Origin of the sequence: Amycolatopsis magusensis, assembly GCF_017875555.1 — a bacterium.
GTDB classification, from domain to species: domain Bacteria; phylum Actinomycetota; class Actinomycetes; order Mycobacteriales; family Pseudonocardiaceae; genus Amycolatopsis; species Amycolatopsis magusensis.
The window spans coordinates 4,347,917-4,369,573 of sequence record NZ_JAGGMS010000001.1 but is presented as its reverse complement, the minus strand read 5'-3'; the positions used below and the strand labels follow the sequence as shown (position 1 = coordinate 4,369,573).

Here is a 21,657-nt window from a genome sequence, read left to right as displayed (position 1 = left end):
CCGCGAGACTACCCTGAACCCGTGACCGAGAGCGCGAACGCGGCCGACAAACGAGCCGGCAAGATCACCGTGCGCCACTCCGAGCGGCTCTACGTCCCGTGGTGGCTGTGGCCCCTGCCGCTGCTCGGCGGTGGCTTGCTCGCCGCGGAAATCCACATGGGATACCCGGGCGTGCGGGCCTGGCTGCCCTACCTGATCGTGCTGCCACTGGTGGTGGCGCTGCTGCTGGGCATGGGCCGCACCAAGGTCCGGGTGACCGAAGAGGACGGTGGGACCGAGCTCTGGGCCGGTGACGCCCACCTCCCCACCCGGTTCATGGGTGCGGTCGAAGTCATCGCCAAGCCCGACAAGCGCCGCGTGCTGGGGCGCGACGCCGACCCCGCGGCGTTCGTGGTGCACCGCGGCTGGGTCGGCCCCGCCCTGCGTGTCTGGGTCGAGGATCCCGATGACCCCACGCCGTACTGGCTGATCAGCACCCGCAAGCCCGAAGCGCTGGCGGAGTTGCTGACCGGGCACCGTCCAGCCTGATGTGGCGAACGGGGCGTCACCGGCCTGGCCGGCCGATAACGCCCCGTTCACCGATACGCCCCGAGAATCCCCTGGTGGTGCGGTCTCACGCGCAGTCGCGGCAGATCATCCGCCCGCTGCTTTCGTCCGCGAGCCTGCTGCGGTGGTGCACCAGGAAGCAGACCGAGCAGGTGAACTCGTCCGCCTGCTTGGGCACCACCTTGACGGTCAGGTCCTCCCCCGAGAGCCCGGAGAGGTCAGCTCCGGGCAGCTCGAAGTTCTCGGCCGTCGCGTCCTCGTCGACGTCGACGACGCCGGACTGGTTCTCATTGCGGCGCGCCTTCAGCTCCTCCAACGAGTCTTCGGCCAGCTCGTCGGCTTCGCTGCGGCGCGGAGCGTCGTAGTCGGTCGCCATTGTCCCTCACCCCTGCGATCAGCTTAGAAATGTCAGTAGGCCGACCCCGGGACGCGCCCGTGGTCCTCCGTGCCGCTGGTTAACGTTCCAGCGCCCCTGTTTGTGCCCGGCGATTCCCGTGAGCCCGATCTCTTTTTCGCGCACGCTGGGTGGCCGGAGCCCGCAGAGGGTAGCTCATGGCATACCCCGCACCGAAACCCGTCACCCCTGTCCCTCCGGAAGTCACCCGTCAGGAGGAGCCGGGGCCCGCTTCACTAGGCTGCTCCGGTGGCAGCCGGTCACCCGGCGCGTTGCCTCCTTGCCCAGCGTGGTGTGCCGTGGTGCGATTCAGTGATTCGGCCGGATCCCGGCCCGAACCCGGCGCGCGCGGGCAACCCGGGCGGGGCTTCCGGCGTCCATAAGACGTAACGCCTGGGCCGAACGGCACAACGCGCCCCGGGCGGGTGGCTGCGCGCGAGTGCTGCGCTCTGGGAAGGGGCAGGTCAGTGACGTCAGTGACGTCGGGGAACGGGAATTCGCGGCTGTATCGCAAACGGCGGCCGTGGCCGGCGCTGATCGTCATCGGCGTGCTCGGGGTGATCGCCATGGGCGTGTGGATCAACGCGCTGGTCACCAAGGAGGACGCCACCAGTGAGGCGATCCGCTGCGAACCGGCGCCGGTCGCGCCGCAGGGGGTGAGCTTCACCCCGGTCGCGCACGACGCGCTCGACGACACCGCGCCGATCCCGCCGGACAAGATCGCGCTGAAGGTGCTCAACGCGAGCGGCACCCGCGGCCAGGGCGCGATCACCACGGCCACCCTGCGCGAACTCGGCTTCACCGAGGCCGCCGAGCCGGAGAACGACCCGGCCTACGAAGGCGTCGAGGCCAACTGCCGCGGCCAGATCCGCTACGGCGAGAACGGCAAGGCGGCCGCGCGCACGCTGAGCCTGATCGACCCCTGCGTCGAACTGGTCGAAGACAACCGTGAGGACGCCAGCGTCGACCTGAGCATCGGCACGCGGTTCAGCGACCCGCGGCCCAACCAGGCCGGGCTGGACATCCTCAAGGAGCTGAGCACCTGGTCGAGCCAGAACCAGGAGTCCGACTCCGGCGGCAACGAGCAGTCCACCGGGCAGTCCGCGCCGACCATCGAGAAGGAACGGCTCACCGCGGCCCGCGCCGGCTACTGCTGAGCCACGCTCACACCCCCGCCCCACCACCGTCGGCGATCGCCTCGCGCAGCGCGCCCGCGATCGACGGCGCCGCGGCGAAGGTGAGGTCCTCGCCGAGTGCGGGCTCCTCCCCCGGCAGGCCGACCACCGCGCCCGCCTCGGCGGCCACCAGCGCGCCCGCGGCCCAGTCCCAGCGGTTCAGCCCGTGCTCGAAGTAGGCGTCGGTCCAGCCGGCCCCCACCGCGCACAGCTCCAGTGACGCCGCACCGGCCCGCCGGATGTCCCGCACGCGCCCCAGCAGGCCCGCCACCAGCTCGGCCTGCCGCAGCCGCCGGTCGACCCGGTAGGCGAACCCGGTGCCCACCAGAGCCAGTTCCAGGCGCTCCGGGGCACCCACGCGCAACGGCCGCCCGTCCAGGAAGGCCCCGCCGCCCCGCGTGGCCGTCCAGCGGCGCCCGCTGACCGGTTCCACCACCGCACCGGCCACCGACACCCCGTCCACCTGCGCGGCCAGCGAGACGGCGAACCAGGGGTAGCCGTAGAGGAAGTTCACCGTGCCGTCGATCGGGTCGACGACCCAGTTGACCCCGCCGGGGGTGAGGTCGCCGCCGTCCTCCTCGCCCACCACCGGCTCGCCGGGGCGCAGTTCGGCCAGCTTGGCGCGGACAAAACGCTCCGTATCGCGGTCGACCGCGGTCACCACATCGGTTTCACTGGACTTCGTGTCCACCCGCACGGACCCACCCGCGAGCAGGCGCGCACGCGCGTCGCGCACCAGTTCGGCGGCCTCGGCGGCGACCTGCTCGGCGGTCGCGGTCAAACGCGTCGATATCGACTCCATAGCTCCCACCACACCATGCGAACCCGTGCCGTTACAGTCACCCGAGCGAGTTTCTGAATCGAGAATGAAGGGATCACGTCCATGACGGCGACCCGAGGTTTCGGCATCGACATCGGCGGCAGCGGGATCAAGGGTGCCCTGGTCGACCTGGAGAACGGCAAGCTCATCGGAGACCGGCTCCGGATCGACACCCCGCGCCCGGCCACCCCGGACGCCGTCGCGGACGTCGTCGCCGAGATCGTCGGGCACTTCGGCTGGGCGGGCCCGGTGGGGGTCACCCTGCCCGCGGTGATCAAGAAGGGCGTCGCGATGACCGCGGCGAACATCGATCCCAGCTGGATCGGCACCGACGCCGACGCGCTGTTCGCCAAGCGGCTGGGCCGCGGGGTGGACGAGATCGCCATGCTGAACGACGCGGACGCGGCGGGCATGGCCGAAATCCGCTTCGGCGACCCGGCGGCCCGCAAGGGCGTGACCGCGCTGCTCACCTTCGGCACCGGCATCGGCAGCGCGGTGTTCCTGGACGGGCGGCTGGTGCCGAACACCGAACTGGGCCACCTCGAGGTGGACGGACACGACGCGGAGAAGAAGGCGGCCGCCTCGGTCAAGGACAACGAGGGCATGTCCTACCCGGAGTGGTCGAAGCGGGTCGACCGGTACCTCTCCGTGCTCGAGAACCTGATCTGGCCGGACTTGTTCATCGTCGGCGGCGGGGTCAGCAAGAAGGCGGAGAAGTGGGTGCCGCTGCTCGAGATCCGCACCCCGATCGTGGTCGCCTCGCTGCAGAACAACGCCGGCATCGTGGGCGCGGCGGCGGCCGCCGTGGAGGGTATCGAGCACTGATTCCGGCTTCGCGGCGACCCCCTCCGCCATGCCCGGGGATGATCGCTTCGCGACGCCGGTGGGCAACGTCGTTACAATGGAACACGGCCCACGGCCACGGCGGGCAAAACCGCAGGCCGAGGGGTGTTCCCCGAATCTGAGGCAGCTGAGGCCGGAGTGTCTCGGCTCGCCATGATCGACCGCTGCGAAAGGGCGTACGTGGCAGCCGCAAGAACCGCAACCCGAGGCGGGACGAAGACAACCAGCGCCGCGAAGACCTCGCCGGAAGGCAAGGACGTGGATCCCGAGACCCAGCCCGAAGGCCCCTCGGGGGAGGCGAAGCCTGCCGCCCGCAAGGGCCCGGCCAAGGCCGGAGCCAAGAAGGCCCCCGCGAAGGGAGCCCGCGCCAAGAAGCCGGCGGGCAAGGACGACGCCAAGGGCGCCGACGGTGAAGTCGTCGGCGAGGAGATCGACGAAGCTTCGCTGGACGCCGACCTGGCCGATCTCGAAAGCGTCGAGATCGACGTCGTCGACGCCACGGTGAGCGAGGAGCCCGAGGAGGACGAGCCCGAGCCGGAGGAGGCCGAGGTCCCGGCCGCCAGCACCCGCGCCGAGCGGCAGGCGGCCAAGGGCAGCAAGAACGCCAACGACCCCGACTTCGTCTGGGACGAGGAAGAGTCGGAGGTGCTGCGGCAGGCCCGCAAGGACGCCGAACTCACCGCTTCGGCCGACTCCGTCCGCGCCTACCTCAAGCAGATCGGCAAGGTCGCGCTGCTCAACGCGGAGGAGGAGGTGGAGCTGGCCAAGCGGATCGAGGCCGGGCTCTACGCCGCCGAGCGCGTGCGCACCGCCGAGGAGGAGGGCGAGAAGCTCACCACCCAGATGCGCCGCGACCTGAAGTGGATCGTGCGTGACGGGGAGCGGGCGAAGTACCACCTGCTCGAGGCGAACCTGCGCCTGGTGGTGTCGCTGGCCAAGCGGTACACCGGCCGTGGCATGGCGTTCCTGGACCTGATCCAGGAGGGCAACCTCGGGCTCATCCGCGCGGTGGAGAAGTTCGACTACACCAAGGGCTTCAAGTTCTCCACCTACGCGACCTGGTGGATCCGGCAGGCGATCACCCGCGCGATGGCCGATCAGGCCCGCACCATCCGCATCCCGGTGCACATGGTCGAGGTGATCAACAAGCTCGGGCGCATCCAGCGCGAGCTGCTGCAGGACCTCGGCCGCGAGCCGACGCCGGAAGAGCTGGCCAAGGAGATGGACATCTCCCCGGAGAAGGTGCTGGAGATCCAGCAGTACGCCCGGGAGCCCATCTCGCTCGACCAGACCATCGGCGACGAGGGTGACTCGCAGCTCGGTGACTTCATCGAGGATAGCGAAGCCGTGGTCGCGGTGGACGCGGTGTCGTTCACGCTGCTGCAGGACCAGCTGCAGTCGGTGCTGCAGACCCTGTCCGAGCGCGAAGCGGGCGTGGTGCGCCTGCGCTTCGGCCTGACGGACGGCCAGCCGCGGACTTTAGACGAGATCGGGCAGGTGTACGGGGTCACCCGGGAACGCATCCGGCAGATCGAGTCGAAGACCATGTCGAAACTGCGCCACCCGTCGCGCTCCCAAGTCCTGCGCGACTACCTGGACTGACAGTTCCCGCTCAAGGGCCGTTGACCTGCTAATACGCAGATCAACGGCCCTTTGCGTCAGACAGGCACAATTAGGCGAACCCTGACATTGACTGGCGCGCAAAAGCCGAACGAACAGGTCCGAAGAGCGAGGTCGACTCGCCATCCGGCGACTGCTGCGCCTGGCTGGTCCCCCCTGCCGGGAACTACACGTTTCCGAGGCGAGAAATCAGACCAACTCCGAAACCACATCTCGACATGAATCCGCCCGGAACGAAATATGAATGGACCCGATTCCCCGGCTCGCCAATTGACTGGCACTAGATGTCAGAGGACGCCGTAGTGCGCCGCGAGTTCGGCAAAGCGGCGTCCACGCCTGCGGGTAGCCCGATCCACCAGCCCGCGCATGACCGTGGTCCCGAGCGGCTGGCGCTGCACCCAGTCCGGCGCCAAATCCCGGGCCTCGCTCAACAGATCCACGGCAAGCTGGTCGCGCCGCAGCTGAGCCGCGGCTTGGGCCAGGTGCAGCCGGTGACCGGCTTCCCAGAAGGCGGGCACCGGGCCCTGCGGTTCGGCGATGCGGTCCGCGAGTCGGAACGCGGTCTCCGGGTCGCCGAGCCGGACGGCGTGGTCCACGGCCTGGAAGGCGGCTACCCGGGGACCGAAGATGGCGGCCTCGGTCGCGTTGTCCCGCCCGGCCCGCAGCGCGGCTGACTGCGCGATCGCCAGGAGGTCGTTGGCGCGGTCGCCGCTGCCGGAGCGCAACGCGGCGTTGGCAGCGTTGAACAACAGGTTGCCGAACACGCCTGCCCGGGTGCTGTCCCGGTCGAGCATCCGGGGCTCGATTTGCTCCGCGGCCTTCACCGCGACGCGCTCGGCGTCCTCGGTGCGGCCCTGCTTGATCAGGGTCCACACGAGGTAGCGCAGCGAGATCGCCGAGTCGATCGCCGGGTTGTCGGACTTGCGGGCGGCGGCCAGGGCGCGCTCGGCGGCGGCCCACGCGAGGTCGTCCATGTCGAGCCGTCCGGCGAACCCCGCTCCGAGCCGATATGCGGTGGACAGCAACTGCTGCGCGGCGGCGTTCGCGTCTCCGGTGGTCGCGTGGACGAGGCGCCGGGCGTCGGTGAGCAGAACAGGCAGGGCGTGCAGCAGCTCGCCGTGACGTCCGTCAACGTAGGCCCGCCAGGTGGCGTGGCTGGCCTTGGCCAAGCTGGCCGGGTCACTGATGTCGTCGGTGTCGGCGAAATCGTCCAGGCCGGGTACCTCGGCGCTGGCGGTGATCGCCTGCCGCAGCCGGGCAACCTCGGTGTCCCGTACAGCTTGGGCGGTGGGCAGGAGTCCGAGCAGCGCGTCCGGGGTGACCGCCAGTACCCGCGCGAGCTTCGCGACAGTGGCGGGGCGTGTGGTCCGGCGTTCCCCGCGCTCGATGCGCCCCACGGTGTCCACCCCGACCGATGCAGCCGCCGCCAACTCCTCTTGCGAGAGGTTGCGCGCCTTGCGGAAGCGCGCCAGGTTCTCCGCCAGCGAGCTGGACACTGTTCCCCCTCGGCGTGCTAGTTCCAAACGGTCGTCGCAGGGTGACCGGCTTCGCAGAACACGGTCGCGCCGTTGTCGGCCGCGCGCAAGGCCGTGCTGATGCGGGCGTGCAGAGTGGGTTTCACCAGCGTTTCGGCTTCGCCCAGCGTGTACAGGCCCACGGACTGGATTTCCGGGTCGGTGGACTGGATACCGCGCACTTCGTCTTCGGTGATGAGGCCGCCGTCGAACACGAAGGCCAGGCCCTCGGGCATCACACCCTGGGTGCGGATGTGGTCGATGACCAGCAGTGTGCCGAGGGGCCGGGTGATGCCCAGTTCCTCGTGGAGTTCGCGGGCCGCCGTCACCCACGGGGCTTCTTCCGCCTCGACCGCGCCGCCCGGGATCTCCCACTCGGGCTTGTACGTGGTCTCCACCAGCAGCACGCGCGACCGGTCGTCGCGCAGCAGCACGCCAGCGGCTGTGCGCTTCCGGTTGAGGGAAGCCGCGTACTCGCTGAAAGGCAAGAGGTCCACGGTGTCGCAGGCTACCGCCCCCAGCTGATCATCACTTTCCCTGCTCGAAAGGCAGAGAACGCCCGGCCGTCTCCGGGAACACATGTTCCGGGGCTGTGTCTTCGCTGGTCAACTAGGTCGACGCTGTGAACGTGGCAACGACAAGGCGGCCTGCGCGGTCAGACTCAGCCGACGTGCACGGCAGGCGAAGCCGATGATCTTCACGACCGGATCCGTGTACCAGGTCACCGAGGCGACCACGCCACGCAAGCGGGGTGGGAGGCCGAAGGTCGGCAGAACTCGGCGTGGCAGCCCAGGCAGCCGCTGGCCTTGTGGACGCCCCAACTCCGCGCGACCAGCGTGGTGACTATCTGCCCAAACAACCGAGGAGAACCCGTGACCGCTGTCCTGGCCCCATTCGCCACCGGCCGCAAGCTGATCTCGACGCCCCTGTTCGACCGACTCGCTGGTCGGATCGTCGCCGAGGAGCAGCTGACGCGCGAGCTGGCCGAGCGCATCGTGGAGCAGGCGCTGGCATTCCTTGCCGTGTGCGCCCGCAACACCGGCGCTCCGCTGGCACCCAGCGAGCTGGTGGACATCGGCTGGCACACCTTCATCCTGCACACCCGCGACTACGCCGACTTCTGCGACCGGATCGCGGGCCGGTTCCTGCACCACGTGCCCACCGAGGACGGCGACCCGGCCGAGACCGGCGCGGCCGCCCACGCCACGCTGTCGCGCACGGTCGCCGCGATCGAACGGGCCGGATACGCTGTCGATCCCGCGCTGTGGCCAGCTGTGAACGGCAAGTGCAACGTGAACTGCTCGCAGTGCAAGAACGGCTGCTCCGACGACCCGCCGCCCACCAACTGAGGACGCATGCTGCACACCTGGGACGACCTCCCCGCCGCCGTGCGCTCAGCCGTCGAAGCCGAGACCGGGCCGGTCACCCACGCCGAAACGCCGGCGGCCGGGCGCAACTCCGACTTCGCCGCGACCCTGCACACGCTCGATGGTGTGGTGTTCTGCAAGGGAATCGCCGACGCCGGGGGCAAGCGCGGGGCGATGCACCGCCACGAGGCGGACATCAACCCGTACCTGCCCCCGGCGGTCGCGCCGCGCCTGCTGTGGCGAGCCGACACCGATGCCTGGCTGCTGCTGGGCTTCGAGCACATCACCGGCCACCACGCCGACCTCTCGCCGGACTCACCGGACCTACCGATGGTCGCCAAGGCCGTGTCCACAATGGCCGGTGCACTGGCCGGCTGCCCCGCACCCGGTGTTCCGGCGCTGACCGAGAAGATGGCGTGGATGTCAGGCTGGCGGCGGCTACGTCACCAACCACCCGCCGAACTGGACGAGTGGAGCCGTGACCGGCTCGACCTGCTCGTGGACTGGGAGGCCAGGGGCATCGACGCGGCGGCCGGGGACAACTTGCTGCACACCGACCTGCACCCGCTCAACATCCTCATCGGCGACGGCCGGGCCTGGGTGATCGACTGGGCGTGGTCACGAACCGGCGCGGCCTGGGTCGACCCGGCTCACCTGGTGGTCCGTCTCATCGATGAGGGCCACAGCCCGGACGCCGCCGAGCGCTGGGCGGCCACCACAGCCGCCTGGTCCACCGCATCAGCCGAAGCACTGACCGCGTTCTCGGTGGCGCTGCTGGGCATGTGGACGTACTTGCAGCACACCGACCCGCTGCCGATGCGGGCCGGGCTCACAGCAGCGGCGCGGCGATGGGCCGAGCACCGCCTGGCCGCCACCGACTACCGCGAGAGCGCGGTGAAATACAGCGGAGGGTGATCGAACTCGACGGCGACGACATCGCACCGGCGAAGATGGCCGATCTCGCCAGCCAGCTCGAGCAGGTCCCTACGGGGCCGCCGACATCGAAACCCAGCGGCGATGGACCGGGCGTTCGCTCGACTAGATCGTCCACGACGTCGTACTTTCCGCTGAACGTAGAACTCGGCCGCTTGAGTGTGGAACTCAGGTGCCTGAACGTGAGGTTCGGCTGCGTGAACGTGAGGTTCGGGTGCGTGAGGGTGGGGTTCGGGGGTGGGGGTTAGGGGATGGGGAGGCCGGCGGTGCGTAGGGCGTGTTCCAGGCGTAGGCGTTCCAGCTCCCGGTCCATGCCTTCCGGCAGGGTGTCCAGCCGGTGCGGGACTTCGACGGCGGTACACGCCTGGGCCAGCAGGGCGTCGTAGGCCTGCCGTGTGCCGGTGCGGCGGGCGGCCGGGGTGCCGGGGCCGTAGGCGGCGAGCAGCCGGTGCACCCGGCGCAGGTCGGCGACCAGGTTCTCCACCGGCGGGTGCGGCGGCGGCAGCGGACGCGGGAAGAACCGTTGCCGCACCAGGCGGGTCAGGCGGGGGACGCGCAGGAGCAACCAGAAGAGCACCGTGGGCGCGATCGCCACGAGTCCGTAGAGCAGCACAACGCCCATGCCTCAGTCTACGACGGCCTCCCGCCGTTCATAAGCCTCCCGCGCGGCGATCAGCTCCGGCAGGTGGTTCGCCGCCCATTCCCGGCACGCTTCGATCGGGCCGAACAGCGAGCGCCCCAACGGGGTCAGCTCGTATTCGACCCGCGGCGGCACCTCCGGGTAGACCGTCCGCACGAGCATGCCGTCCCGTTCCATCGCCCGCAGCGTCTCGGTGAGCACCTTCGGCGACACCCCGCGCATCGGCACCCGCAGCTCCGAGAACCGCCGCGGCCCGTCCTCCAGGCAGATCAGCACCATGCCCACCCACTTATCGCCGATGCGGATCGGCGTGACGCGGCTCGGGCAGGCCGGGTCGAACATGTCGGGATCAAGCGGTCGCCTCACCCGATCGAACATACCCGGCCCGCCCGCGCTCAGGCGCTCAGTTCCAGCGACGGCCACTCCGCCAGATCGGCCCGCAGCTGCCGGTCGTGGCTCGCCACGACCACCGCCACCGGCGTGCGCCGGATCGCCTCGGTCAGCTCGTCGACCAGCGTCACCGACAGGTGGTTCGTCGGCTCGTCCAGCAGCAACACGTGCGGGGCGTGCAACAACAGCAAAGCCAGCGCGAGCCGACGACGCTGCCCGGTGGACAACCGGTTCACCGGACGGTCGGCGTCCGCCGCGGAGAACAAGCCCAGCCGCTTCAACGGCACCACCGCATTCGCGCTCAGCTGACCGCGGGACACCAGTTTCGCCGCCCGCCGTTCGTACAACGCGGCCGCGCCGACCGTGGTGTCCGGGAAGTCGGACTCCTGCGCCAGCAGCCCGACCCGCGCCGACCCCGCCCGCCACACCGATCCGGCCGCCGGTTCCAGCCGGCCGGCCAGCACGTTGAGCAGGGTCGACTTCCCCGCGCCGTTCGCGCCCGAGACCAGCAGACGGTCCCCTGTGGACAGTGCGATGGGATCGGCCGGCGCCAGCCTGCCGGGCACCGCCACCCCGGACGCGGTGAGCACCACGCCCTGCCCGGTGCCGGACAGGTCGGGGCAGGCGAAGCTCAGCCGCTCCGGCGGTGGCGGGACCCGGCGCTCGGCCAGCGCGTCGATGCGGCGCTGGACGTTGTGCAGCTGGCCGGGCGCGCGGGTGGCCCGCTTGTGCTTGTTCACGCCCTTGTCCGGGCGCCACGACGAGATCAGCCGGTTCGCCGCGGCCGTGGCGTCGTGCTCGAGCCGTTCGGCCTCACCGGATTCGAGTGCGTACCGCTGCTCCCAGCGCACCCGCTCGGCCGCTTTCTCCCGCTTGTACTCGGTGTACCCGCCACCGTGGACCTTCGGCCCACCGTCCGCGGTCGGGTCCAGGTCGAGCAGCGAGCCGCACACCTCGTCGAGCAGCATCCGGTCGTGGCTGACCAGGACCACGGCACCGGGGTGCGCGCGGATCCGGCCGGTCAGGTAACCGAGCGCGGCGGCGTCGAGGTGGTTGGTCGGCTCGTCGAGCAGGAGAATGTCGACGCCCTCGGCGAGCAGGCAGGCCAGCCGGACGCGGTAGCGCTGCCCCACCGACAGCTCGGCCAGCCGCCGGCTCCGGTCGGTGGTGGCGCCGAGCCCAGCCAGCGCCAGGTCGGCGCGCCGTTCGGCGTCCCACGCGTCCAGTTCCTCGGCGTGGGTGAGCGCGGCGGCGAACCGGTCGTCCGCGCCGGGTGCCTGCTCGGCCAGTGCGGCCGAGGCGGCGTCGAGCTCGGCCAGTGCCGCGCGGGTACCGGCCAGCGCGACGTCCAGCAGGGTGGCGACGGTGTCGTGTTCGGTGAACGGCAGCTCCTGACCGGCCATGGCCACCGAACCGTGCCGCGACACCGTGCCGGTGTCGGGTGGCAGCGCGCCGGCCAGCAGGTGCAGCAGCGTGGTCTTCCCGCTGCCGTTCTCCCCCACCACACCGAGGCACTGCCCGGCGCTGACGACCAGCGAGACGTCTTCGAGCACCGGCTGCGCGGCGAAGGACTTGCCCAGGCGCTCAGCCTGGAGGTGTGCGGATTTTCGGGTGCGTGACAAAGTTCCACTCCGATTTCGGGCCCGGGGCGCACGGACGCGCGGGAACCACCGGGAAATTCCGGTCACAGGACGACGGAAAGCCCGCGCTCACGCGGAAAACCGCGGCGCCGGGCGGGCGAAATCAGAGGTAGAACTGGTAAGCCATGATCGCGAGCATAGCCGGGCGCCCGGGACACGGCCAACGGGTTTTCCGCCGCCTGCGCCGCCGGGGGCGCCGAATGGGCGAAACTGGGTCGGTGGAGCCACCCTCGCCGGCCAGCCCGGTCACGTCCGACCACCTCGACGGTCTCGCCACCGTGCTCGACCTGGTGCGCACCGGCGCCGCCCGCACCCGGCCCGAGCTGGGCAGGCTGTCCGGGCTCGGGCGCACGGTGGTGACCCAGCGGCTCGGCCAGCTGACCGGCTGCGGCCTGCTCGAAGAGGGCAGGCTCGGCCCGTCCAGCGGCGGCCGGGCCCCGCGCGAACTGCGGTTCCGCGCCGAAGCCGGGGTGGTGCTCGCCGCCGAACTCGGGGCGACCAGCATCGCCACCGCGGCCACCGACCTGACCGGCCGGGTGCTCGCCCGCCGCGAGGAACCCGGCGACGTCGCGCTCGGCCCGGAGGTGGTGCTGGACCGGGTGGAGGAGTTGTTCGAGGAACTGCTCGCCGAACTGGGTGGCGGCCGGGCGGTCTGGGGCATCGGGGTCGGCCTGCCGGGGCCGGTCGAGTTCGCCACCGGGCGGCCGAGCGCGCCGCCGATCATGCCCGGCTGGGACCGCTACCCGGTGCGCGACCGGCTTTCCGCCCGGTACGCCGCGCCGGTGTGGGTGGACAACGAGGTCAACGCGATGGCGCTGGGCGAACTGCGCGCGGGCGCGGCCCGCGGGCAGCAGGACATCATCCACATCAAGATCGGCACCGGCATCGGCGCCGGGCTGGTCTCCGGCGGGCGGCTGCACCGCGGCAGCCAGGGGTGCGCCGGGGACATCGGGCACGCGGCGGTCGCGGACGATCCGGTGGTGGTCTGCCGCTGCGGCAACATCGGCTGCCTGGAAGCCTTCGCCGGCGGTTCCGCGCTGGCCAGGGATGGCGCCGCCGCGGCAAAGGAGGGGCGCAGCGAGTTTCTGGCGACTCGGCTCGCCGAACGCGGGACGCTCACCGCGGCCGACGTAGCCACCGCGGCCCAGAGCGGTGACCGGACCTCGGTCGAGCTGCTCACCCAGGCGGGGCGGCTGGTCGGTAGCCTGCTCGCCACGCTGGTCAGCTTCTACAACCCGGCGCTGGTGATCATCGGCGGCGGTGTTTCCGGCGCGGGCGATCTGCTGCTCGCCACGCTGCGCGAAACCGTTTATCGGCGTTCACTCCCGTTGGCCACCCGCGAACTGCGCATCACCCGGTCCACGCTGGGCGACGAAGCCGGTCTGGTCGGCGCGGCGTTCATGGTCATCGACGAGCTTTTCGCGCCGGAACGGCTGGCGCACTGGATCGACACCGGTTCCCCGGCGGGCCGCCCGGCCCTGGTCGAAATTCCCCGCTGAGCCACCCGGAACCCACCGGCGGCGAGTGGGTTTTCGACGAACCACGAGCCGGTGACGACACCTCCAGCCTGCTACGACTTCCGGTCAGAACCGCACACCGGGAGCGCGTCGTGCCCTAGGGTGACAAGGGTGCCTGCGAAAGAACAGTCCCCCCGGCGCGTGTACGGCGGCCGTTCGGCAGCCGACCGCCGTGCCGAACGACGTGGCCGGCTGCTCGAAGCCGGGCTCGAACTGTTCGGCACCGAGGGCTACGCGGCCAGCTCGATCGAAAAGCTGTGTGCTGCCGCTTCGGTCTCCACGCGCAATTTCTACGAAGAGTTCAGCAGCCGCGAAGCGTTGTTGATGGCCATCCACAACCAGGTGATCGAATCGGCCGTGGGCGAGGTTTCCACCGCCTTCGCCGAGACCGACGACCAGCCGGTGACCGTGCGGATCGAACGGGCGGTGCGGGCCTACATCACCAGGACCGCCGCCGACCCCCGCCGGGCCAAACTGTCCTATGTGGAGATCATCGGGGTGAGCCCGGCGGTGGAGGCGCACCGGCTGGCGTGGCGCGCGCGCTGGGTGCAGATGCTCGTCTCCGAGGCAAAGCGCGCGGTGGCCAGGGGCGAGGCCGAGGAACGGGAGTTCGGTCTCGGTGCGGTGGCGCTGATCGGCGCGGTCAACGAACTGGTCTTCCACTGGTCCACCGACGGCTACCAGACCCCGCTGGACGACGTGATCGCCGAGGTCATCCGGATGGCCAAGGCGGTGATCATCCCGCCGGGAACGGCGGCAGCGCCGGACTGAACAGCCACTCGTCGAAGAACGCCGCCAGTGAACGCCCGGCGTGCTCCTCGGCGAGCGCGGTGAACTGGGCGGTGGTCACCGTCGCGTGCCGGTAGCGCTGCGCCCAGTCCTTGAGCAGCGCGAAGAACGGCAGGTCCCCCAGCAGTTTCCGCAACGCGTGCAGGGTCAGCGCGCCGCGCTTGTAGACCCGCTCGTCGAACAACTTCTCCACGCCGGGGTCGCCGATGCGCAGGTCCGCCGGCAGCCCGGCCATCGCCGCGTGCCACCGGCGTGCCTGCACGTCCGCGGACAGGCCGCCGGATTCGGCTGCCCACAACCATTCCGCGTAGGTGGCGAAGCCCTCGTTGAGCCAGATGTGCTTCCACTCGGCCACGGTCAGGCTGTTGCCGAACCACTGGTGGGCCAGTTCGTGCACGATCAGCCGCTCGTGCGTGCCGCGGCCGTCGAGCAGGTTGGCGCCGAACACCGACAGGCCCTGCGCCTCGATCGGCTCCTCCAGCTCGTCGTCGGTCACCACGACCACGTACTCGCCGAACGGGTAGGGCCCGAAGAACCCCTCGAGCGCGTCGACCATGTCGGTCTGACGGCGGAAGTCCCGGTCGAACAGGGCACGCAGGCGCGGTGGCACGGCGGCGAGCTGCGGCACCGGCTCGGTGGCCAGCGCCACCTGCTCGTACCGTCCGATGTGGACACCCATCAGGTAGGTGGCGGTCGGCTCCGGCCGCTCGAACACCCAGGTGGTCGTGCTCGCGCCCTGGCGCTTGGCCAGCAGGTTCCCGGTGACCAGCACCGTGTACGCCGACGAGGTGGTCACCGAGACCCGGTAGGCCGCCTTGTCCGACGGGTGGTCGTTGCAGGGGAACCAGGAGGGGGCGCCGACCGGCTGGCTGGCCACCAGCGCGCCGTCGGTCAGTTCGTCCCAGCCGATGTCGCCCCAGGCCGCCGAAGCGATCGGGTGCGGGTTGCCGGTGTAGCGGATCTCGGCCATGAAGACCGAGCCCGGCTGCAGCGCGCGCTGCGGTTTGACGTGCAGCTTGCCCGCGCGCTGGGTGTACTTCGCGCTCTGCCCGTTGACCTGCACCCGGCCGATCCGGAAACCCGCCAGGTCCAGGCTGAACCGCGAGAGCGCCTGGGTGGCCACGCCCTCGATGACCGCGTGCCCGGACAGCCGGTTCGGGCCGACCTTGTAGTCCAGGTCCAGGGTGTACCTGGTGACCTGGTAGCCCCCGTTGCCGTGCGCGGGGAGGTACGAATCCGGTGAGGTGTCCGCGCCGGGCGCGGGCTGCATCGACTTCGCACTCACCCGCGGCGCCCAGCTTTCGACCAGGCCGCGATCGGGTTGCCGAGCCAGCGCGTGTCCGCGGGCACCACGTCACCGCGGGTGACCAGCGAGCCCGGGCCGACCGTGGTGCGGGCCCCGATGCTCGCGCCCGGCAGCACGATGCCGTGCGGCCCGAGCGTGGCGCCCTCGTGCAGGCTCACCCCGTCCATGCGCATGATTCGATCATGGAACAGGTGCGTCTGGACCACGCACCCCCGGTTCACCGTGGCGCCGTCACCGAGGGTCACCAGGTCCGACTCGGGCAGCCAGTAGGTCTCCAGCCACACCCCGCGGCCGATCCGGGCGCCCATGGTGCGCAGCCACATCGGCAGCAGCGGCGTGCCGCTGACCCCGCCGACGAACCACGGCACCGCGAGCACCTCGACGAAGGTGTCGGCGAGTTCGTTGCGCCAGACGAACGAGCTCCACAGCGGGTGCTCGACCGCGCGGAACCGCCCGACCAGCGTCCACTTCATCACCGTGGCGGTGGCGGCGGCCACCACCCCGGCGGCGAACAGGATCGGCCCGCCGAGCAGCGCCGTCCAGCCGAGGCCGACGGCGGTGATCGACGCCTGCAACGCGGCCAGCGTCAGCACCGACAGCGCCACCGCGCACATCACCGGCACGATCCGGCACAGCTCGATCAGCCCGCGAGCCAGCTTCAGCCGCGCCGGCGGGGCGTAGGTGCGGCCCGCGTCACCGCTCTCGACCGAACGCCGCAGCGGCATCGGCGGCATGCCCAGGTACGAGGAGCCCTTCTTGGCCTTCAGCGGGGTGGACGACAGCACGCCGACCAGCCCGCGCTTGGGCACCGACCGGCCCGGCGCGGTGATGCCGGAGTTGCCGAGGAAGGCCTGCTTCCCGATCCGGGCGGGCGCGACGTGCAGCCAGCCGTGGCCGAGTTCGTAGGTGGCGACCATGGTGTCGTCGGCGAGGAAGGCACCGTCGTCGACCTGGGTCATCTTCGGCAGCGCGAGCACGGTGGACACCTCGGCCCCACGGCCCACCTTCGCGCCGAGCAACCGCAGCCAGACCGGGGTGAACAGGCTGGCGTACAACGGGAACAGCCCGGTCCGAGCCATGCCCATCAGCCGCTCGGTGGTCCACACCTGCCAGGAGACCCGGCCGTGCACGGGGTGGTAACCCTCGACCATGCCGACGCTCAGCGCCCGCACCCCGGCGAGCACCAGCAGCGCGTACGCGGCGAAGTAGGCGACGGTGGCGAGCGGCACCCAGGTCAGCGCACCACCCAGTGCCGCGCCCAGGCTCGGCGCGCCGAGAACCCCGCGGGCCAGCAGCACCAGCGCCGGAACCGCGGCGACCGCGGGCAGCAGGCCCAGCAGCAGCGAGGTCAGCCCGTAGACCACCGACCACTGGCGTGACCGCAGCGGGCGGCTCGACGGCCACTTCAGCGCGTCCTTGCCGCTGCGTTCGGCGGGCGAACCGGCCCAGCGCTGTCCCGCGGGCACCGCGCCGCGCACGGTCGACCCGGCGGCGATCTCCGCGCCCTTGCCGATCCGCGCACCGGGGAAGAGCGTGCTGCGGGCGCCGATCCGCGCGTCCGCGCCGATGCGGATCTTGCCGATGTGCACCAGATCGCCGTCGACCCAGTACCCCGAGAGGTCGGACTCCGGTTCCACGGCGGCACCGCGGCCGAGCTTGAGCAGGCCGGTCACCGGCGGCGGCGAATGCAGGTCAGCGTCCTTGCCGACCCTGGCGCCCAGCGCCCGCGCGTAGTGCGTCATCCAGGACGCACCCGCCACTTCGGCGGCACCGCTGTACTCGGCCAGTTTCTCCGCCGTCCACAGTCGCAAGTGGACATTCCCGCCGCGCGGGTAGCTGCCGGGGCGGACGCCGCGCAGCAGCAGCCGCGCGCCACCGGCGGCGATCGCGATGCGCCCGGCGGGGGTGAACAACAGCAGCCAGGCCGCGCCGAGCAGCCACCAGGACACCGCGGGCGCCCAGGTCAGGCCGCCGAACTCGGCCAGCGCGGTGGACAGCGCGGCCGTGATGGTGGTCCAGCGCAGGCCCGGCAACGCCATCAGCGGCAGCATCAGCAGGCTCTGGATGATCCCGGCGCGCCGCGGGGTCGGCGCGATCTCCCGCCGCTTGGTCTCGGCGGTGCTCAGCTCGTCCAGCATCGCGGCGAGCGAACCCAGCTTCGGGTGCTGGTAGATGTCGTTGACCGACACCGACGGGTGCCGGGTGCGGATGCGCGCGATCAGCTGCGCGGCGGTGAGGCTGCCCCCGCCGTTGCTGAAGAAGTCGGCCTTGCCGCTGCGCACGGTGACCCCGAGGATCTCCGCCCAGCCCTCGGCCAGCCACGCCTCGGTCGGGTTGAGGCCGCCCAGACTGTCCGGAGTGGACTGTTCGGGCACGGACGGCAGCGGCCACGGCAGCGCGTCGCGGTCCACCTTGCCCGAGGTCCGCGTCGGCAGGTCGGTGACCAGCGCCAGCAACGGCACCAGTGCGGCGGGCAGGCGCTCACGCAGCTTCGCGGTGGCGGTGTCGACGTCGAAGGCGGCACCGTCCCTGGGCACCACGTACCCGACCAGGATCTGGTTGCCCGCCTTGGTCCGGCGGATCGCGGCGGCGGCACCGGCGACGTCCGGCAGCGCCTGCAGCGCCGCGTCCACCTCGCCGAGTTCGATGCGGCGGCCGCCGAGCTTGACCTGCTCGTCGGCGCGGCCGAGGAAGAGCAGGCCTTCCGGTTCGGCGCGGACCAGGTCCCCGCTGCGGTAGGCGCGGCGCCAGCCGAGCGCGGCCAGCGGGGCGAACTTCTCCGCGTCCTTGGCCTCGTCGAGGTAGCGGGCCAGCCCGGCGCCGCCGATCACCAGCTCGCCGCTCTCGCCCATGCCGACCAGTTCGCCGCGCTCGTCGACCACGGCGAGCTGCCAGCCCGCCAGCGGCAGGCCGATCCGGACCGGGCCCTCCCCGGTGAGCTGCGCGGCGCAGGCGACCACGGTGGCCTCGGTCGGGCCGTAGGTGTTCCACACCTCGCGGCCCTCGACGGCGACGCGCTCGGCCAGTTCGGGCGGGCAGGCTTCGCCGCCGAAGATGAGCAGGCGGACGTCTTCCAGCGCGTCGGCTGGCCACAGCGCGGCCAGCGTCGGCACGGTGGAGACCACGGTGATGCGCTGCGCGACCAGCCACGGACCGAGGTCGACCCCGGTGCGCACCAGCGAACGCGGCGCGGGGACCAGGCAGGCGCCGTGGCGCCAGGCCAGCCACATTTCTTCGCACGAAGCGTCGAAAGCGACCGACAACCCCGCGAGCACGCGGTCACCGGGACCGAGCGGCTCGTCCGCGAGGAAGATTTCCGCCTCGGCGTCGACGAAGGCCGCGGCGGCCGAATGGCTCACCGCCACGCCCTTGGGCTTCCCGGTCGAACCGGAGGTGAAGATGATCCAGGCGTCGTCGGTCGGTGCGGGGGCACCGACCCGGCCGGACGGCCTGCCCAGCTCGGTGAGCGAACCGTCGTCACCGAGCACCGCGCACACCCCGGCCTCGCCGAACACCAGCTCGGCGCGCTCGTCCGGGTCGTCCGCGTCGACCGGCACGTAAGCCGCCCCCGCCGACAACACCGCCAGGATGGCCACGTACAGCTCCGCGGTTCCCGAGGAGATCCGCACGCCGACGCGGTCGCCCGCGCCGATACCGATGGCCGCCAGCTTGGCGCGGAGGGCGTCGATCTCCTCCGCGAGCCTGCGGTAGGTCAGCACGGTGCGGCCGTCGTCGAGCGCGGCGGCACCGGGGTGCTTGGCCACGGTCGCGCCGAGCACGTCCAGCAGGGTGCGCTCACTGGCGGCCAGGCCGGACCAGTACAGCGCACGATCGAGAGCGGGCGCGGCCGAGGGCGCGACGGTCACCTCGGCGACGCAGGCAAAAGGCCGATGATCAGCGGTCAGGGTCACTGAGGACCTTCACTCACCTTTCCGACGAGCGTCATTCGGGCATGCTCTCCCGAATGAGGCGCCCGCGGTACAGGCCCTTCAGAATACGTCAGGTGAACGCCGGATTTCGGCAGGGTCTCGCGATTATGTCGGAGATCACCCGGTCAGGGCCGCTTCACCGGCTTCTTGCTCCCGGTCTTGGGTTTTTTCTCCCGAACTCGCACGTTGATGCGGACAGGACTACCGGTGAAACCGAATCGCTCGCGGAATTTCCGCTCGATGAAACGGCGATATCCGGCCTCCAGGAAACCGGTGGTGAACAGCACCAGCGTGGGCGGGCGGATGCCGGCCTGGGTGGCGAAGAGCACCTTCGGCTGCTTTCCGCCGCGCACCGGCGGCGGGGTGGCCGCGATGAGGTCGGAAAGCCAGCCGTTGAGCTGTCCGGTGGACACGCGCTGGTCCCACGACTGGAGCGCGGTGCGCAGGGCCGGGGCCAGTTTGCGCACCGAGCGGCCGGTCAGCGCGGAGATGTTGACCCGCTCGGCCCACGGCACCCGGACCAGGCCGCGTTCCAGCTCGCGCTCGAGCTGGTGCCTGCGGTCCTCGTCGACCAGGTCCCACTTGTTCATCGCCAGCACGCAGGCGCGGCCCGCCTCGACCACCATGGTCAGCACCCGCAGGTCCTGCTCGCTGATCGGCTCGCTGGCGTCCAGCAGCACGATGACCACCTCGGCCGCGTCGATCGCGGTCTTGGTGCGCAGCGAGGCGTAGTACTCGGTGCCGCTCGCGGTCTGCACCCGCTTGCGCAGGCCCGCGGTGTCGACGAACCGCCACGGCTCGCCGTCCAGCTCGACCAGCGAGTCGACCGGGTCCACCGTGGTGCCCGCGACCGAGTCGACCACCGAGCGCTCCTGCCCGGTGAGCTTGTTCAGCAGGCTGGACTTGCCCACGTTCGGCTTGCCGACCAGCGCCACGCGGCGCGGCCCGGCCGGGCGGTCGTGGTCACGGGGTGCCTCGGGCAGCGCCTTGACGATCGCGTCGAGCAGATCGCCGGAGCTGCGCCCGTGCAGCGCGCTGACCGGATGCGGTTCGCCGAGGCCGAGCGACCACAGCGAAGCCGTCTCGGCGAGCAGCCGCTCGTCGTCGACCTTATTCGCGGCCAGCAGCACCGGCCGGTCCGAGCGCCGGAGCACCTTGGCCACGGCCTCGTCGGTGGCGGTGGCGCCGACCGAGGCGTCCACCACGACCAGCACCGCGTCGGCGGTGTTCATCGCGATCTCGGCCTGCGCGGCCACGGAGGCCTGCAGCCCGCTCGCCTTCGGCTCCCAGCCGCCGGTGTCCACCACGGTGAACCGGCGCCCGGCCCACAGCGCGTCGTAGGCGATCCGGTCCCTGGTCACGCCCGGCGTGTCCTGCACCACCGCTTCCCGGCGGCCGAGGATGCGGTTGACCAAGGTGGACTTGCCCACGTTCGGCCTGCCGACCACCGCGAGCACCGGCTGCGCCTGGCCCGTCTCTTCACCCTCGGCACCGTCGTCGATGTCCGCGTCCAGCACGGTGAACTCCGACTCGTCGGACCACGTGCCGTCTACCTCGGTCATGCCTGCTCTTTCCGTCCCTGCGCCCGGATCCCGTGCGCCTCGCGCCAGTCGTCCAGCGCTCGTACCACCGCGGCGAGATCGCCGCGAAGCTGTTCCGTCGCCGTTTCCAGGCCGGCGCGGCCCTTGCCGACCGCCACGGTGAACGGCTCCCCCACGAGGATGTCCACCCGTGGCCGGAACCGGCGCCCGCCGCCATCCGGCTTGCGGGTCCCCCTGGTCGCCACGCTGATCACCTGCGCCCCGGAAGCACGGACCAGCCAGGCGGCACCCCGCTCGGCATTGTCCACGTCCCCCGCGCCACGCGTGCCCTCGGGGAAGACCCCGACGACACCGCCGTCGCGCAGCACCGACACCGCGGTCAGCAGCGGAGCCCGGTCCGGCGCACCCCGCCGGACCGGGATCTGGCCGATGCGGCGCAGACCCCAGCCGGCGGCCCCGGCGAACAGCTCCTGCTTGACCAGGAACGCGCACCGGCGCCGCAACATTCCGTAGATCAGCTGCGGTTCCAGCATCGAGCTGTGGTTGGCGATCACGACCAGCGGACCGGTCGCGGGCACCCGCTGGGCGCCGTGCACGTGGATCCGGAACCCCGGCCGGAGCCCGTAGCGGCCGATCAGCTTGCCGAAGTCGTGCATCCAGGGCACCGCGCCGTCCGGCAGCCCCGTCGGTGCG

General features: G+C 71.3%; 19 protein-coding genes. 8 read left to right on the top strand and 11 right to left on the bottom strand.

Annotated elements, in window-relative coordinates:
- Window positions 1–21 precede the first annotated feature (21 nt).
- Window positions 22–528: a DUF3093 domain-containing protein gene (locus JOM49_RS19615; protein ID WP_209665727.1), complete on the top strand. Its 507-nt coding sequence runs from the start codon at window positions 22–24 to the stop codon at window positions 526–528.
- Between the two features lie 85 nt (window positions 529–613).
- Here the strand turns inward: JOM49_RS19615 and JOM49_RS19610 are convergent, their stop codons facing one another.
- Entirely contained in the window at window positions 614–922 is a 309-nt protein-coding gene (locus tag JOM49_RS19610; protein WP_209665726.1) for a DUF4193 domain-containing protein, read from the bottom strand.
- A 494-nt stretch (window positions 923–1,416) separates the two neighbouring features.
- Between JOM49_RS19610 and cei the strand changes: the two genes are divergently transcribed.
- A complete protein-coding gene (gene cei / locus JOM49_RS19605) occupies window positions 1,417–2,097 on the top strand; it encodes an envelope integrity protein Cei (protein WP_372444221.1) in 681 nt (226 codons plus the stop codon).
- Between the two features lie 7 nt (window positions 2,098–2,104).
- Here the strand turns inward: cei and JOM49_RS19600 are convergent, their stop codons facing one another.
- Window positions 2,105–2,917, bottom strand: coding sequence for an inositol monophosphatase family protein (locus JOM49_RS19600; protein WP_209665724.1), 813 nt, complete (start codon window positions 2,915–2,917; stop codon window positions 2,105–2,107).
- Window positions 2,918–2,998: 81 nt separating this feature from the next.
- Here JOM49_RS19600 and ppgK point away from each other — a divergent pair, with 81 nt between their 5' ends.
- Window positions 2,999–3,760, top strand: coding sequence for a polyphosphate--glucose phosphotransferase (gene ppgK / locus JOM49_RS19595; protein ID WP_209665723.1), 762 nt, complete (start codon window positions 2,999–3,001; stop codon window positions 3,758–3,760).
- A 171-nt stretch (window positions 3,761–3,931) separates the two neighbouring features.
- Window positions 3,932–5,380, top strand: coding sequence for an RNA polymerase sigma factor (locus tag JOM49_RS19590; RefSeq protein WP_209671365.1), 1,449 nt, complete (start codon window positions 3,932–3,934; stop codon window positions 5,378–5,380).
- A gap of 305 nt (window positions 5,381–5,685) precedes the next feature.
- Here the strand turns inward: JOM49_RS19590 and JOM49_RS19585 are convergent, their stop codons facing one another.
- Together JOM49_RS19585 and JOM49_RS19580 are read right to left on the bottom strand one after the other, a co-directional pair.
- Window positions 5,686–6,894: a helix-turn-helix domain-containing protein gene (locus tag JOM49_RS19585; RefSeq protein ID WP_209665722.1), complete on the bottom strand. Its 1,209-nt coding sequence runs from the start codon at window positions 6,892–6,894 to the stop codon at window positions 5,686–5,688.
- A gap of 17 nt (window positions 6,895–6,911) precedes the next feature.
- Entirely contained in the window at window positions 6,912–7,409 is a 498-nt protein-coding gene (locus JOM49_RS19580) for an NUDIX domain-containing protein (protein ID WP_209665721.1), read from the bottom strand.
- A 375-nt stretch (window positions 7,410–7,784) separates the two neighbouring features.
- Here JOM49_RS19580 and JOM49_RS19575 point away from each other — a divergent pair, with 375 nt between their 5' ends.
- Complete coding sequence (locus JOM49_RS19575; protein WP_209665720.1) at window positions 7,785–8,261, top strand: glycine-rich domain-containing protein; 477 nt, start codon at window positions 7,785–7,787, stop codon at window positions 8,259–8,261.
- Between the two features lie 6 nt (window positions 8,262–8,267).
- Complete coding sequence (locus JOM49_RS19570; protein ID WP_209665719.1) at window positions 8,268–9,194, top strand: phosphotransferase; 927 nt, start codon at window positions 8,268–8,270, stop codon at window positions 9,192–9,194.
- A gap of 262 nt (window positions 9,195–9,456) precedes the next feature.
- Here the strand turns inward: JOM49_RS19570 and JOM49_RS19565 are convergent, their stop codons facing one another.
- From JOM49_RS19565 to JOM49_RS19555, 3 genes are read right to left on the bottom strand one after another with little or no spacing between them, the layout of a single operon-like run.
- Complete coding sequence (locus tag JOM49_RS19565) at window positions 9,457–9,834, bottom strand: hypothetical protein (protein ID WP_209665718.1); 378 nt, start codon at window positions 9,832–9,834, stop codon at window positions 9,457–9,459.
- Window positions 9,835–9,837: 3 nt separating this feature from the next.
- Window positions 9,838–10,194: a winged helix-turn-helix transcriptional regulator gene (locus tag JOM49_RS19560; protein WP_209671363.1), complete on the bottom strand. Its 357-nt coding sequence runs from the start codon at window positions 10,192–10,194 to the stop codon at window positions 9,838–9,840.
- Between the two features lie 53 nt (window positions 10,195–10,247).
- Entirely contained in the window at window positions 10,248–11,864 is a 1,617-nt protein-coding gene (locus JOM49_RS19555) for an ABC-F family ATP-binding cassette domain-containing protein (RefSeq protein ID WP_281068322.1), read from the bottom strand.
- A 218-nt stretch (window positions 11,865–12,082) separates the two neighbouring features.
- On the opposite strand from JOM49_RS19555, the gene JOM49_RS19550 reads away from it, so the two are divergent.
- Both JOM49_RS19550 and JOM49_RS19545 read left to right on the top strand, forming a co-directional pair.
- On the top strand, window positions 12,083–13,381 hold the full coding sequence (locus tag JOM49_RS19550; protein ID WP_209665717.1) for an ROK family protein: 1,299 nt from the start codon (window positions 12,083–12,085) through the stop codon (window positions 13,379–13,381).
- A gap of 129 nt (window positions 13,382–13,510) precedes the next feature.
- Entirely contained in the window at window positions 13,511–14,170 is a 660-nt protein-coding gene (locus JOM49_RS19545; protein ID WP_209665716.1) for a TetR/AcrR family transcriptional regulator, read from the top strand.
- Here the strand turns inward: JOM49_RS19545 and JOM49_RS19540 are convergent.
- The 4 genes from JOM49_RS19540 to JOM49_RS19525 form a co-directional block, all read right to left on the bottom strand.
- Window positions 14,136–15,473 carry a M1 family metallopeptidase gene (locus tag JOM49_RS19540; RefSeq protein ID WP_282769801.1) on the bottom strand — a complete coding sequence of 446 codons (1,338 nt, stop codon included), beginning with the start codon at window positions 15,471–15,473 and terminating at the stop codon, window positions 14,136–14,138. The genes JOM49_RS19545 and JOM49_RS19540 overlap by 35 nt on opposite strands.
- On the bottom strand, window positions 15,470–19,405 hold the full coding sequence (locus JOM49_RS19535) for a Pls/PosA family non-ribosomal peptide synthetase (RefSeq protein ID WP_209665715.1): 3,936 nt from the start codon (window positions 19,403–19,405) through the stop codon (window positions 15,470–15,472). Before JOM49_RS19535 ends, JOM49_RS19540 begins: the two co-directional genes overlap by 4 nt.
- A 143-nt stretch (window positions 19,406–19,548) precedes the next feature.
- On the bottom strand, window positions 19,549–20,985 hold the full coding sequence (gene der / locus JOM49_RS19530) for a ribosome biogenesis GTPase Der (RefSeq protein WP_209665714.1): 1,437 nt from the start codon (window positions 20,983–20,985) through the stop codon (window positions 19,549–19,551).
- Entirely contained in the window at window positions 20,982–21,620 is a 639-nt protein-coding gene (locus tag JOM49_RS19525) for a lysophospholipid acyltransferase family protein (protein WP_209671357.1), read from the bottom strand. The genes der and JOM49_RS19525 overlap by 4 nt, the downstream gene beginning before the upstream one ends.
- Window positions 21,621–21,657 lie beyond the last annotated feature (37 nt).

Bases quoted from the DNA above. Each gene is read 5' to 3' on its own strand.
- JOM49_RS19610 (WP_209665726.1), bottom strand. From the start codon at position 922: ATGGCGACCGACTACGACGCTCCGCGCCGCAGCGAAGCCGACGAGCTG.
- JOM49_RS19565 (WP_209665718.1), bottom strand. From the start codon at position 9,834: ATGGGCGTTGTGCTGCTCTACGGACTCGTGGCGATCGCGCCCACGGTG.
- JOM49_RS19590 (WP_209671365.1), top strand. From the start codon at position 3,932: ATGATCGACCGCTGCGAAAGGGCGTACGTGGCAGCCGCAAGAACCGCA.
- JOM49_RS19550 (WP_209665717.1), top strand. From the start codon at position 12,083: ATGGGCGAAACTGGGTCGGTGGAGCCACCCTCGCCGGCCAGCCCGGTC.
- ppgK (WP_209665723.1), top strand. From the start codon at position 2,999: ATGACGGCGACCCGAGGTTTCGGCATCGACATCGGCGGCAGCGGGATC.
- JOM49_RS19525 (WP_209671357.1), bottom strand. From the start codon at position 21,620: ATGCACGACTTCGGCAAGCTGATCGGCCGCTACGGGCTCCGGCCGGGG.
- der (WP_209665714.1), bottom strand. From the start codon at position 20,985: ATGACCGAGGTAGACGGCACGTGGTCCGACGAGTCGGAGTTCACCGTG.
- JOM49_RS19570 (WP_209665719.1), top strand. From the start codon at position 8,268: ATGCTGCACACCTGGGACGACCTCCCCGCCGCCGTGCGCTCAGCCGTC.
- JOM49_RS19560 (WP_209671363.1), bottom strand. From the start codon at position 10,194: ATGTTCGACCCGGCCTGCCCGAGCCGCGTCACGCCGATCCGCATCGGC.
- JOM49_RS19600 (WP_209665724.1), bottom strand. From the start codon at position 2,917: ATGGAGTCGATATCGACGCGTTTGACCGCGACCGCCGAGCAGGTCGCC.